The organism is Cryobacterium psychrotolerans (assembly GCF_900101115.1).
In the GTDB taxonomy this organism is placed as follows: Bacteria; Actinomycetota; Actinomycetes; order Actinomycetales; family Microbacteriaceae; genus Cryobacterium; species Cryobacterium psychrotolerans.
Window position 1 is genome coordinate 221,945 of record NZ_FNFU01000002.1, and the last position, 13,208, is coordinate 235,152.

Genomic DNA, 13,208 nt, shown 5'->3' on the forward strand with positions numbered 1-13,208 from the left:
GCCGTTCATGCCTGACACACTTCCCCGGTGCCAGGAAAGAATGGATGGGGATCAGGCACCAGGGACCAGGACCCGGCAAGAACTATGGCCATCAACGACATCCACACCCCAGTCCTGCTCGAGCGCTGCATCGAGCTGCTCGCGCCCGCACTGCAGAAGCCCGGCGCCGTGCTCGTCGACGCCACCCTCGGCATGGGCGGCCACGCCGAAGCGCTGCTCCAGCGTTTTCCCGGGCTGATCCTTGTCGGGCTCGACCGCGACCTCGACGCCCTCGCGATCGCCGAGGAGCGGCTGAAGCCCTTCCGCGGCCGCGTGCACCTCGTGCACACCGTCTACGACGGCATCCTGGACGCACTCGAAGGCCTCGGCATCGACGAGGTGGACGGCATCCTGTTCGACCTCGGCGTCTCCTCGCTCCAGATCGACCGGGTCGAACGCGGCTTCTCCTATTCAAAGGATGCGCCGCTCGATATGCGCATGGACAGCACCTCCGACCTCACCGCCCAGCGCATCATCGCCGAGTACAGCGAGGCGGAGCTGCGACGCATCTTCCAGGAATACGGCGAAGAGAAGCTGTCGGCCCGCTACGCGAAGGCCATCGTCGACGCCCGTGAAAAGACCCCCTTCGAGCGCTCGGGCCAGCTGGTCGACGTCATCACCGCGGTCACCCCGGTCGCCGTGCAGCGCATGGGCCACCCGGCCAAGCGGGTCTTCCAGGCGCTCCGCATCGAAGTCAACCAGGAACTCGCCGTTCTCGAACGCGCCATCCCGGCCGCCCTTGAAGCCGTCACGGTCGGCGGCCGCATCGTCGTCATGGCCTACCAGTCGCTCGAGGACCGGATCGTGAAAAAGGTGTTCGCCAAGGCGTCCAGTTCGAGCGCGCCGGCCGGGCTGCCGGTCGAGCTGCCGGAACACAAGCCGGTCTTCACACTGCTGATCCGAGGCTCCGAACAAGCCACCGATGAAGAAAAGGCGCTGAACCCGCGCGCAACATCCGTGCGGCTCCGTGCCGCCGAACGACTGAGGAGGGTCGAATGAGCGACAATCTCGCCCGTGTGTTCCGGCCGAACGGCCAGGACTCGTGGGCCCAGGCCCTCCCGGCGGCGCGCAGCCACATCGAGGCCGTCGCGCCGCGCGCCGAGCGTCGGGCCCGGCCCCGGATCGTCTACGCCCTGACCGCGGGCGCCGGCATGGCCGCGATCGTGATCACCCAGCTCCTGCTCAGTGTGGGAATCTCCCAGGGCGCCTACGAGATCTCGACCCTCCAGGCGAGCCAGGTCGAGCTCGGACGAACCGCCGAAAGCCTGAGCGAGGACCTCGTCAAGGTGTCATCGCCGCAGAACCTGGCCGCGAACGCTGCGGCCCTCGGCATGGTCAGCAACTCCACCCCCGCCTACCTTCGACTGTCGGACGGGGCCGTGCTCGGCGCACCCGTCTCGGCCACCGGCACGCCCGCCGACGTCCGGAGCGGCGCGTCCGGCCTCGTACCGAACGCTCTCCTCGCCGGCGTCCCCCTCGTGACGGACCTGCCTCCGGCCGGGGCCCAGGGCACCGGCATCGGCCCCGCGGGCACCCACGGCCGCTCGGCGGACGCGCGGGCAGCTCACGCTCCCGCTCCCGCCGCTCCCGCCACTCCGCCCAGCGGACTTCCGTCCCCGTCTACTCGCTGAGTCAACGCGCTAACGCGGCCCCGGCCGCAGTGAGGATGTGACGATGCCGCTGAACACCGGGGCTCGCCAGACCATCTCGGGCCGGCGTCGCATGGCCGTCACCGTCGTCGTGCTCTTCGCGGTCGTCGGCGTCTTCGTTGTGCGGCTCATCGACATCCAGGTGGTGCGGGCCGACACCCTCAGCGCCGACTCGCTCGGCAACCGCTCCGTCGAACAGACCGTCTACGGCTCCCGCGGCAACATCCTCTCCTCCGACGGCGACGTGCTCGCCGGCACCGTCATGCGCTACGACATCACGATCTCCCCCCGGAACGCGGGGGAGTTCACCCGCACAACGGACGCCGGGACCGTCACGGTCACCGTCGCTCAGGCCGCAGCCGAGATCGGGGCCGTGACCGGGCAGACCGGGGATGAGATCCTCGGGATCATCTCCGAGGCCCTGGCCGGCGACAAGGACTCCGACTTCGCCTACGTGGACAGGAAGGTCGACGTCGAGGTGTTCCGCGAGGTCGGCGACCTCGACATCCCCTGGATCTACTTCAAGAAGAACCCGAGCCGGGTGTACCCGAACGGCGCCGTCGCCGGGAACGTGGTCGGTTTCGTCTCCTCTGACGGTGAAGCCCAGGCGGGCCTCGAGGTCGGAGAGAACTCCTGCCTTGCGAGCACCAACGGCGTGGAGACGTACGAGAAGGGCGCCGACGGGGTGCGCATCCCGGGCAGCACCGTCACCGCGGAGCAGGTCGTCGACGGCGGGGACGTCGTCACCACCATCGACAGGGATCTGCAGTGGTTCGTCCAGCAGGTGCTCGCCGAACAGGCGCAGGCGACCGGCGCCGCCTGGGGCACGGTCGTCGTGCAGGAGGTCAAGACCGGCAGGCTCCTTGCCGTGGCCGACTACCCGAGTGTCGACCCCAACAACGTGAGCGGCACGAAAAACCCGAAGAACCGCGGCTCGCGGGCCTTCACCGACTCCTTCGAACCGGGGTCGACATTCAAGACGCTCACCTCGGCATCCGTTCTCGACTCCGGCAAGGCCACGATCAAGACGCACGTCGTCGCGCCGTACCGATACCGGCCCGTTAACGGCGCCAACGTGAACGACAGCCACCGGCACGAGGATGAGAAACTCACCCTGACCGGCGTGATGATCGAGTCGTCGAACACCGGGATGTCGAAGTTCGGGGAGCTCCTCAGCGATCAGGAGCGCTATGACTATATGAAGAAGTTCGGGGTCGGCAGCCCGACCGAAACCGGCTTCCCCCGCGAAGACTCCGGCATCCTGCACCCGTACCAGAAATGGGACCCCCAAACCGCGTACGCGACGATGTTCGGCCAGGGCCTGACCACGACGGCGCTCCAGGTCGCGAGCATGTACCAGACCATCGCCAACGACGGCGTGCGGATGCCCGTGACGCTGGTTGCGGGATGCCGACAGGCCGACGACAGCGTGCGGGACAAGCCCAGCTCCAGGGGGAGGCAGGTCATCTCGGCCGCCGCCGCCCACGACACCTCGGACGTGCTCGAGAATGTTTACGCCAATAGTTGGGTGGCGTCCAAGTGGGAGATTCCCGGCTACCGGGTGGCCGCGAAAACCGGCACGGCCCAGATGCCGAACGGCAAAGGCGGCTACTCCAGGGGCTACCTGGTTTCGGTCTCCGGCTTCGCCCCGGCGGATGCGCCGCAGTTCGTCGTGTCGGTGAGCCTCGCGGATCCTGTTAAAATGAATACGTCTGCCGCCTCGGCTCCGATCTTCCAGAAGGTCATGAGCCAGGCGTTGAAGAAGTACCGGGCAGTCCCGTCGGGCACTCCAGCACCCGAACTCCCTGCCAATTGGTAAGAAAGTGAGCCCCGTGACCGAACTGTCGCCCTCGGCGCTCCGTCCTCAGCATCCCATCTCCCGCTCCCTGTCCGGTCTCGTCGACGACTTCGGGCTCGAGCTGCGCGGTGACATCGACGGACTCGAAGTCACCGGCGTGAGCCTGAGCTCGCGCACCGTCCAGCCCGGCGACCTGTACGTCGGCGTGCCCGGCCAAAACAGCCACGGCGCATCCTTTGCCGAGGGTGCCCGTGAAGCCGGCGCCGTAGCCATCCTCACCGACGCCGCCGGCGCGGTCATCGCGGCAGGAAGCGGCCTGCCCGTGCTCGTGACCCCGGATGCCCGGGCCGCGCTCGGCTCCGTCGCCGCGTGGATCTACCGCACCGCGGAGAACCCCGCAACGCTCTTCGCGGTCACCGGGACCAACGGCAAGACCAGCGTCGTCTACCTGCTCTTCGCGATCCTGAACCAGCTCGGAATCGTCGCCGGCCTCACCTCGACCGCCGAACGGCGGATCGGTGACCTCGCCGTGACCAGCGCGCTGACAACCCCCGAAGCCAGCGAGTTGCACGCCCTGCTCGCCAGGATGCGCGAGGCCGAGGTGCGCGCCGTCGCGATCGAAGTCTCCGCCCAGGCGCTCAGCCGCCACCGGATCGACGGGCTCGTGTTCGACGTCGCCGGGTTCACCAACCTGAGCCACGACCACCTCGACGACTACGAGGTCATGGAGGACTACTTCCAGGCCAAGTTCGCACTCTTCGAGCCCGACCGGTCCCGTCGCGCCGTGGTGACGGTCGACTCCGAATGGGGCCGGCGCATCGTCCACGACTGCCGCATCCCGGTGACGACCCTCACCACGAGGCCGGACATCGACGCCGACTGGCGCATGTTCGTGATCGAGGAAACGGCCCTGTACACGCAGTTCGCGCTGGAAGGCCCGGAGGGTCGTCGCCTGGAAACCCGCGTGCCCCTGCTCGGCTGGTACATGGCCGCCAACGCGGCCCTGGCCATCGTGATGCTCGTCGAATCCGGCTACGACCTCGAAGCCATCGCACACACGCTGGACCGGGACGGCGGCATCGCCGCGTACATTCCCGGGCGCGCCGAGCGCATCTCCGGCGACCGCGGCCCGCTCGTCTACATCGACTACGGGCACACCCCCGACGCCTTCCTCAACACCCTCGACGCGATCCGGAAGACCACCGACGGCCGGCTGATCATGGTGTTCGGCGCCGACGGCGATCGCGACACCACCAAACGTGCCGACATGGGCGCCATCGCCGCCCGCGGCGCGGACGTCGTCGTCGTGACCGACTTCCACCCGCGCTTCGAAGACCCGGCCGCCATCCGCGCCACCCTGCTCGAGGCGGCACGAGCCGCGGTTCCTGACGGGGAGTTCCACGAGGTCCCCGACCCTCGGGCGGCCTTCCGCGCCGCACTGGCCCTCGCGAAGGAGGGCGACGTCATCCTCTACGCCGGCCCCGGCCACGAGGACTACCACGAGGTCGCCGGCGTCAAGATCCCCTACTCCGCGCGGGAAGACTCCCGCCAGGCGCTGCGCGACGCCGGGTGGCTCTGATGATCGCCCTCAGCCTGGCCGAGATCGCCCGGGCCGTCTCGGGTGAGCTTTGCCTCGACGGCAGCACGCTCACCGCCGGATCGGTCATCACCGGGCCCGTGCACACCGACTCCCGCGGCGTGGAGCCCGGTGCGATCTTCGTCGCCAAACCCGGCGAGGTCACCGACGGACATCTCTTCGCGCCCACCGCGGTGGAGCGGGGGGCCGACCTCCTGATCGTCGAGCGGCACCTGGACCTGCCCGTCGCCCAGGTCATCGTGCCGGATGTCGTCGTCGCGCTCGGCGCGCTGGCCGCCGAGGTGGTGACCCGCGTCCGCGCGCGTGGCCGGCTGAAGATCGTCGGCGTGACCGGCTCCAACGGCAAGACCACGACGAAGAACCTCCTGCGTGCGGTACTCGAGCGGGTCGGCCCGACCGTCGCGGCGCGCGGATCCTTCAACAACTGGGTCGGCGCACCGATGACCATGCTCGACCTCAGCGAAGAGACCAGGTTCCTCGTCGTCGAGATGGGTGCCAGCGGTACCGGATCCATCGCACGGCTCACGCGGCTGGCCCGGCCCGATATCGGCATCGTGCTCAACGTCGGCCTCGCCCACGCCGGCGAGTTCGGCGGCATCGAGGCGACTACCGACACCAAGGCCGAAATGGTCACCGATCTGGTCGAGACGGATCTCGCCGTGCTGAATGCCGACGACCCTCGCGTCGCCGGCATGGCCGCGAAGACCCGCGCCGAGGTCGTCTGGTTCGGCCAGGGCGATGCGGCCGCGGTGCGCGCGAGCGACGTGCAGGCCACCAGGAGCGGCACCACGTTCGTGCTCCGCCTGGCCTCCGGTGAGAGCCGGACCGTGTCGTTCCGGGTGCTGGGCGAGCACCACGTGACGAACGCGCTGGCCGCGGCGGCCGCCGCCGAGCGACTCGGAGTGGGAATCGACGACATCGTGGCGGGCCTCGAATCCGTGGCCAGGGCCGAACGCTGGCGGATGGAAGTCCTCGGCGGACGTGACGGCGTGACGATCATCAACGACGCGTACAACGCCAGCCCCGACTCGATGACCGCCGCACTCAAGACACTCGCCCAGATCAGGGAGCCCGGGATGCGCACGGTTGCGGTGCTCGGCGAGATGGCCGAACTCGGCGAACTGTCGGGGGAGGAGCACGACCGGATCGGACTGCTCGCGGTCAGGCTGAACATCTCCCAGCTCATCGTCGTGGGCGCCGCAGCACGCCGGATGCACATCAGCACCATCAACGAGGGCTCGTGGGACGGCGAGTCGGCATTCGTCGACACGCCAGACGCGGCCTTCGAATTGTTGCGCGACTCACTCCAACCGGGGGACACTGTGCTCGTGAAGTCTTCGAACTCCGCGGGCCTGCGCTTTCTGGGCGATCGACTGGGAGACCTGTTTTCATGAGAGCGCTACTGATCGCCGGAGCCATGTCGCTCGCGTTCACCCTCTTCCTCACCCCCTTGTTCATTCGCTTGTTCAAGAAGCTGGGCTGGGGACAGTTCATCCGCGACGACGGTCCGAAGAGCCACCACGCCAAGCGCGGCACGGCCACCATGGGCGGCATCATCGTCATCCTGGGCGTGCTGATCAGCTTCTTCTCGGCCAAGCTGATGGTCGGGGAACCGATCACCGCCTCGCCGCTGCTTGTGCTGTTCATGATGGTGGGCCTCGGCCTGGTCGGCTTCGTGGACGATTTCCTCAAGACGCGCAACCAGAGGAGCCTCGGGCTCGGCGGCTGGGCGAAGATCACCGGCCAGGTGCTCGTGGCCGGCGTGTTCGCCTACCTGTCGTTGCAGTTCCCCAACCGCCAGGGGCTGACCCCGGCGTCCACGCACATCTCGTTCATCCGCGACACGCCGCTGGACTTCATGGCCCTCGGGGCGATCGTCGGCACCGCGCTCTTCGTGCTCTGGATCTGCCTCATCGTCGCGGCCACCTCCAACAGCGTCAACGTGACCGACGGCCTCGACGGCCTGGCGACCGGTTCCTCGATTCTCGCGATCGGTTCCTTCGTCGTGATCGGCTTCTGGCAGTTCAACCAGTCCTGCTTCGGCGGCGCCGACGCGGCCGACCAGTACCGGTGCTACGAGATCCGCGACCCGCTCGACCTGGCCGTCGTCTCCGCCGCGATCGTCGGCGGCCTGATCGGCTTCCTCTGGTGGAACACCTCCCCGGCCAAGATCTTCCTCGGCGACACCGGTTCGCTCGCGATCGGCGGCGCCATCGCGGCCCTGGCCGTGCTCAGCCGCACCGAGCTGCTGCTGATCCTGATCGGCGGCCTGTTCGTGATCGAATCCGGGTCCGTGATCGTGCAGCGCGTCTTCTTCAAGCTCACCCGCGGCAAGCGCATCTTCCTGATGAGCCCGATCCACCACCACTTCGAGCTCAAGGGCTGGGCCGAGGTGACCGTCGTCGTGCGCTTCTGGATCATCGGCGGGCTGCTCGTGGCCGCAGGCGTCGGCTCGTTCTACCTCGAATGGCTGGCGCGCTAGTGCCGCAAGGCCCTGCCCTCCCTGATCCTGACCGCTCCGTTCCCGCCGATCCGGTGCGTGACAGGCTCGATGCGCTGACCAGCTGGCACGCCGACTGGGCCGGGCTGCGCGTGGCCGTCTACGGCCTCGGTGTCACCGGCTTCGCGGCCGCGGACACACTCGCCGAACTCGGCGCCGACGTGCTCGTGGTGGCCGGAGCGGCGCCCGACGAGCGCGCCCGGCTCCTGGACGTGCTCGGCGTCGCGCTGGTGCAGGCCGAACTCGACACCCCGCCGGCCGAACTCCTCGAGCACCGGCCGGAGCTCATCGTCGTGTCGCCCGGCTTCCATCCCGACCACGCGCTGCTGCTCTGGGCAGCGGAAACGGGCATCCCGGTCTGGGGCGACATCGAACTGGCCTGGCGCCTGCGCGACAAGGTGGGCGCTCCCGCCGAGTGGATCCTCGTCACCGGCACCAACGGCAAGACCACGACCGTTCAACTCACCGCGACCATGCTCGCCGCGGCCGGCCGCCGCGCCGCGCCGTGCGGCAACATCGGTGTGCCCGTGCTCGACGCCATCCGGGACCCGCAGGGCTGGGACGTTCTCGTCGTCGAGCTCTCCAGCTACCAGCTGCACCACCTGCCGCGCACCGGACCGGGCGCCCTGGTGCCGTGGGCGAGCGTGTGCCTCAACGTCGCGGACGACCACCTCGACTGGCACGGCTCCGCGGCCGCGTACCGCGACGCGAAGGCGAAGGTCTACGCGAACACCCGGGTCGCCTGCGTGTACAACAAGGCCGACGACGCCACCCTCGCCATGGTCGAGGACGCCGATGTGCAGGAGGGTGCGCGGGCGATCGGCTTCGGCCTGGGCGTGCCCGGGCCCAGCGACGTCGGCATCGTCGAGGGGATCCTCTGCGACCGCGCCTTCCTCGAGGACCGCTTCGACCGTGCGGTGGAGCTGACCACGGTGACCGCGCTGGCTGCCGCCGGGCTGGATGCGCCGCACGTCGTCGCCAACATCCTGGCCGCCAGCGCCCTGGCCCGCTCATTCGGGGTTTCCCCGGAGACGATCGGCGCGGCCCTGGGGGCCTTCCGCCTCGACGCGCACCGGATCGAGCTCGTCGCCACGGCGGGACGCATTCGCTGGATCGATGACTCCAAGGCGACCAACGCGCACGCCGCCGACGCCTCTCTGCGGGCCTTCGACTCCGTGGTCTGGCTCGTCGGCGGACTGCTCAAGGGCGTCGACGTGGACGAACTGGTCAGCAGCCACGTTGCGCGTCTGCGGGCCGCCATCATCATCGGTGTCGACCGGGTCGCCCTGCGTGAGGCATTCGCGCGACACGCGCCCGAACTGCCGGTCATCGAGATCGACGCGGTTGACACTGGACAGGTCATGCCGAACGCTGTCCGGGTGGCGGCGGACCTGGCCGAGGCCGGCGACGTCGTGCTCCTGGCCCCGGCGGCCGCCTCGATGGACCAGTTCGCCGACTATGCGGAGCGTGGACGATTGTTTGCGAGAGCCGTTCGAGACCACGTGGGAGGCGAGCCGGATGACGAATCCACCCAGGACCCGGGCGCCTAGAGCCGACCGACCGCAGCAGCCGCAACGGCAGCCGCAGCGGTCCCAGCCGCAGCAGTCCCAGCCGCAGCAGTACGCGCAGCAGCTCAGCCAGCACCAGCGCAACCAGCAGCGGCAGCAGGCTGGGCGACCGGCCTCCTCGCCGCCCGAGCCGGCCACGGCCGGGGCCAGCGCGCGGATCACCCTGGGCCGGGTCTTCCGGGCCGAGTCCGCGAACTACCTGCTCCTGCTCGGCACGACCCTGTTCCTCGTCATCTTCGGCCTGGTCATGGTGCTCTCCTCCTCGTCGGTGGATTCGTACCTCGAAAACGCCGGGTTCTTCGGCGGGCTCCTGCGCCAGGGCATCTTCGCCCTGGTCGGACTGCCGATGATGCTCCTCGTCAGCCGGCTTTCGGTGAAATTCTGGCAGCGCGTCGCCTGGCCGGCCCTGCTCGTCGCCTGCTTCCTGCAGGGCCTCGTCGTGTTCACCCCTCTCGGTTACGAGATTGCCGGCAACACGAACTGGCTCACCCTCGGCGGCTTCCAGTTCCAGCCCTCCGAGGTGATCAAGGTGGCCCTGGTCATCTGGCTCGGCGTGATCCTCGGCAAGAAGGAGGGCAAGCTCGACGACTGGCGGCATGTGCTCATCCCGGTCTTCGGCGTCGGCGGCGGAGCCGTGCTCCTGGTGCTCATCGGCGGCGACCTCGGCACGGTCATGATCATGGCCGGCATCCTGTTCGGCGCCCTGTTCTTCGCGGGCGTGCGGCTGCGCCTGCTCGTGCTGCCCCTCCTGGCCGGAGCCGTCGTCGCCGTCGTGGTGGCGCTGTCCAGCTCGAACCGGATGACCCGGATCCTCAGCTTCATGGGCTCCGGGTGTGACGAGCAGCAGGGCGCGATCTCCGCCGCCTGCTGGCAGCCGCTGCACGGCACCTGGGCGCTGGCCAACGGCGGCATCCTCGGCGTCGGCCTCGGCAACTCGAAGGCCAAATGGTCGTGGCTGCCCGCGGCGGACAACGACTACATCTTCGCGATCATCGGTGAGGAACTCGGCCTCATCGGGGCGATCGTCGTGCTTGGGATGTTCATCCTCCTGGCCTTTGCTTTCCTGCGGATCATGCGCGCGAGCACCAGCCTGCAGGTGAAGGTCAGCACGGCGGCCGTTCTCGTCTGGATCATCGGCCAGGCCCTGGTCAACATCGGCGTCGTGCTCGGGGTCTTCCCCGTGCTGGGCGTCCCGCTCCCGCTCATCTCCGCCGGCGGCACCGCCCTGCTCACCACCCTGCTCGCCATCGGAGTTGTGCTCTCCTTTGCCCGAGGCGACCACACGGAGGCAGAAGCCCAGTGACCACGTACCTCCTCGCCGGCGGCGGCACCGCCGGCCACGTTAACCCGCTGCTCGCCGTCGCCGACGCGATTCACCAGAGCGAGCCGGATGCCACGGTGCTCGTGCTCGGCACGAGCGAGGGCCTCGAGTCCCGCCTCGTGCCGGCCCGGGGCTATGAACTCGTCATTGTTCCGCGGCTGCCCTTTCCCCGGCGCCCGAACCGGCAGGCGCTGACCTTCCTGCCGCGGCTGGGCCGAGCCGTGCGCCAGGTCGCCGACGTGATCGGGTCCCGAAACGTCGACGTGGTCGTCGGATTCGGCGGTTACGTCTCCACGCCGGCCTACCTCGCCGCCCGGCGTGCCGGCGTGCCCATCGTCATTCACGAGGCCAACGCCCGGCCGGGCCTCGCGAACAAGCTCGGCGCGCGCTACACCCACCATGTCGGGGTGGCGTTCCCCGGCACACCGATCCGGCACGCCCACTTCGTCGGGATGCCCCTCCGCCCCGAAATCGAGCACCTCGACCGGCCCGCGGTGAGGCCGGAAGCGCTGGCGTTCTTCGGCCTCTCCGCGGACCGGCCCACCCTGCTCGTCACCGGCGGCTCCCTGGGCGCCCGGAGCCTGAACAGCACGGTCCTGGACTCGGCGGAGGCGCTGATCGGCGCCGGCTGGCAGGTGCTGCACATCACGGGGGAGAAGTCCGAGGTCGGCGACCCGCAGCTGGACCACTACCGCATGGTCCGCTATTGCGACCGGATGGATCTCGCCCTCTCCGCCGCGGACTTCGCCGTGTCCCGCGCGGGATCGGCGACGGTCAGCGAACTGGCCGCTCTCGGCATCCCGGCGGTCTACGTGCCGTACCCGGTCGGCAACGGCGAGCAGCGGTTCAACGCCGCCGACGTGGTCCGCGCCGGCGGCGGGATCCTCGTCGACGACGCGGATTTCCAGCCGTACTGGGTGCTCCGCGAACTCGTGCCCGTGCTGGCGGACTCGGAACGCGTGCAGGCCATGGGCCGGGCCGCGGCATCCGTGGGCGTGCTGGACGGGTCGGCCCGCATGCTCGAGCTGATCCGCCGCGCCCGGTGACCCCTGGCCCCGTGACCCGCGAGACCGTGCCGACCCGAGCCAATCCGTCATTCGGCGCCGGCGGCGCGTAACGTTGACCCAGCACCTGTTTGTCACCCGGCACCCGCCGACCCACCGAGAAGAGCCCAGACCGTGATTGAACCCGACCTCACCCTCACCGTTCCCGACGAGCTCGGCGCGGTGCACTTCGTGGGCATCGGCGGCTCCGGCATGAGCGGAATCGCCCGCCTGTTCCTAGCCGCGGGTCACACCGTCACCGGCTCCGACCTGCGCGAATCCGACAACGTGCTCGCCCTGCGCGAGCTGGGCGCACGCATCAGTATCGGGCACGACGCAGCGAACCTGGGCGACGCCGACACGCTCGTCGTCACCGGCGCCCTCTGGCAGGACAACCCGGAATACGTGCTCGCCCGCGAGCGGGGCATCCCGGTCCTGCACCGCTCCCAGGCCCTGGCCTGGCTGATCAGGTCACACCGGCTGGTCAGCGTGGCCGGCGCACACGGCAAGACCACCTCCACCGGAATGATCGTCACCGGCCTGCTCGGACTCGGCCAGGACCCGAGCTTCGTCAACGGCGGCGTGATCGAATCGCTGGGCGTCAGCGCGGCCAGCGGCGCCGACGACCTCTTCGTCGTCGAGGCCGACGAGTCGGACGGCTCGTTCCTGCTCTACGACACCGCCGTCGCGCTGATCACGAACGTCGACCCCGACCACCTCGACCACTACGGGTCGCTCGAGGCCTTCGAGGCCGCCTTCGTCGAATTCGCCCGCAACGCCTCCGAGCTCGTGGTCATCTCCTCCGACGATCCCGGCGCGGTGCACGTGACGACCAGGCTGGCCGACAAGAAGCTGATCACGTTCGGTGAGGACGCCGGCTCGGACGTCCGGGTACATACCATCGGCACCGTCGGCCCCGTGAGCTTCACCGTGCACTGGGCGGGCCGGGACTACTCCACCACTCTTCGGGTTCCCGGCAAGCACAACGCCATCAACGCGGCGGGCGCCTTCGCCGTGCTCGTCGGCCTGGGCTTAGACCCGGCGGCGTCCCTCGAAGCCATTTCCGCGTTCGGCGGCACCCAGCGCCGGTTCGAGCTGCACGGAACGGTTCGGGGTGTGAGCGTCTACGACGACTACGCCCACCACCCCACCGAGGTGGCTGCCGCGCTCTCCGCCGCCCGCACCGTCGTCGGCCCCGGGCGCATCATCGCCGTGCACCAGCCCCACCTCTACAGCCGCACCCGGATGTTCGCCCAGGAATTCGCCGACACGCTCGAAAAGCACGCCGACCAGACCATCGTGCTCGACGTCTACGGCGCCCGCGAAGACCCGGAGCCCGGCGTGACCGGAGCGCTCGTGTCCGGGCGCTTCCGCGACCCGGCCCACGTCGCCTTCATCCCGGACTGGCAGGACGCCGCCGACTACGTCGCCTCGATCGCCCGGGAGGGCGACTTCGTCGTCACGCTCGGCTGCGGCGACGTCTACCGGATCGTGCCGCAGGTGCTCGAGTCCCTCGGCCGGGCGCGCGAATGACGCGCGACCGGGCATGAAGCGGCCCCAGGGCTTCGAACACCGCCCCGCGCCACTCCCGCCGGCCGTTCCGGGCCGCCCGGCGCGCCCCGGGGCATCCGGGTCGAAATCCACGCCGAAAGCCACGCCGAAATCAGCGGAGCCCTCTTCCCGGGACGCCGCG

At 69.5% G+C, this 13,208-nt stretch carries 10 protein-coding genes; all 10 read left to right on the forward strand.

The window, feature by feature from the left end; all coding sequences use genetic code 11:
* Positions 1-84: 84 nt before the first annotated feature.
* Entirely contained in the window at positions 85-1,038 is a 954-nt protein-coding gene (rsmH, locus tag BLQ39_RS02670; protein ID WP_092321535.1) for a 16S rRNA (cytosine(1402)-N(4))-methyltransferase RsmH, read from the forward strand.
* Positions 1,035-1,670, forward strand: coding sequence for a cell division protein FtsL (gene ftsL / locus BLQ39_RS02675; protein ID WP_092321536.1), 636 nt, complete (start codon positions 1,035-1,037; stop codon positions 1,668-1,670). The genes rsmH and ftsL overlap by 4 nt, the downstream gene beginning before the upstream one ends.
* A 43-nt stretch (positions 1,671-1,713) precedes the next feature.
* Positions 1,714-3,507 carry a peptidoglycan D,D-transpeptidase FtsI family protein gene (locus BLQ39_RS02680; protein WP_092321537.1) on the forward strand — a complete coding sequence of 598 codons (1,794 nt, stop codon included), beginning with the start codon at positions 1,714-1,716 and terminating at the stop codon, positions 3,505-3,507.
* A 13-nt stretch (positions 3,508-3,520) separates the two neighbouring features.
* Positions 3,521-5,065, forward strand: a complete 1,545-nt coding sequence (locus BLQ39_RS02685; protein WP_092321538.1) for a Mur ligase family protein — start codon at positions 3,521-3,523, stop codon at positions 5,063-5,065.
* The gene (locus BLQ39_RS02690) at positions 5,065-6,477 is read left to right on the forward strand and encodes a UDP-N-acetylmuramoyl-tripeptide--D-alanyl-D-alanine ligase (protein ID WP_092321539.1); all 1,413 of its coding nucleotides are present in this window, start codon (positions 5,065-5,067) and stop codon (positions 6,475-6,477) included. Before BLQ39_RS02685 ends, BLQ39_RS02690 begins: the two co-directional genes overlap by 1 nt.
* Entirely contained in the window at positions 6,474-7,565 is a 1,092-nt protein-coding gene (gene mraY / locus BLQ39_RS02695; RefSeq protein ID WP_092321540.1) for a phospho-N-acetylmuramoyl-pentapeptide-transferase, read from the forward strand. The genes BLQ39_RS02690 and mraY overlap by 4 nt, the downstream gene beginning before the upstream one ends.
* On the forward strand, positions 7,550-9,133 hold the full coding sequence (gene murD, locus BLQ39_RS02700; RefSeq protein ID WP_092321541.1) for a UDP-N-acetylmuramoyl-L-alanine--D-glutamate ligase: 1,584 nt from the start codon (positions 7,550-7,552) through the stop codon (positions 9,131-9,133). The genes mraY and murD overlap by 16 nt, the downstream gene beginning before the upstream one ends.
* Positions 9,102-10,454 carry a putative lipid II flippase FtsW gene (gene ftsW, locus BLQ39_RS02705; protein WP_092321542.1) on the forward strand — a complete coding sequence of 451 codons (1,353 nt, stop codon included), beginning with the start codon at positions 9,102-9,104 and terminating at the stop codon, positions 10,452-10,454. The genes murD and ftsW overlap by 32 nt, the downstream gene beginning before the upstream one ends.
* Positions 10,451-11,518, forward strand: coding sequence for a UDP-N-acetylglucosamine--N-acetylmuramyl-(pentapeptide) pyrophosphoryl-undecaprenol N-acetylglucosamine transferase (locus tag BLQ39_RS02710; protein WP_092321543.1), 1,068 nt, complete (start codon positions 10,451-10,453; stop codon positions 11,516-11,518). Before ftsW ends, BLQ39_RS02710 begins: the two co-directional genes overlap by 4 nt.
* 132 nt (positions 11,519-11,650) lie before the next feature.
* A complete protein-coding gene (gene murC / locus BLQ39_RS02715; RefSeq protein WP_092321544.1) occupies positions 11,651-13,048 on the forward strand; it encodes a UDP-N-acetylmuramate--L-alanine ligase in 1,398 nt (465 codons plus the stop codon).
* The last annotated feature ends 160 nt before the right edge of the window (positions 13,049-13,208 follow it).

Coding starts and splice junctions, on each gene's coding strand:
- rsmH (WP_092321535.1), top strand. CDS start 85: ATGGCCATCAACGACATCCACACCCCAGTCCTGCTCGAGCGCTGCATC.
- ftsL (WP_092321536.1), top strand. CDS start 1,035: ATGAGCGACAATCTCGCCCGTGTGTTCCGGCCGAACGGCCAGGACTCG.
- BLQ39_RS02680 (WP_092321537.1), top strand. CDS start 1,714: ATGCCGCTGAACACCGGGGCTCGCCAGACCATCTCGGGCCGGCGTCGC.
- BLQ39_RS02690 (WP_092321539.1), top strand. CDS start 5,065: ATGATCGCCCTCAGCCTGGCCGAGATCGCCCGGGCCGTCTCGGGTGAG.
- mraY (WP_092321540.1), top strand. CDS start 6,474: ATGAGAGCGCTACTGATCGCCGGAGCCATGTCGCTCGCGTTCACCCTC.
- murD (WP_092321541.1), top strand. CDS start 7,550: ATGGCTGGCGCGCTAGTGCCGCAAGGCCCTGCCCTCCCTGATCCTGAC.
- ftsW (WP_092321542.1), top strand. CDS start 9,102: ATGACGAATCCACCCAGGACCCGGGCGCCTAGAGCCGACCGACCGCAG.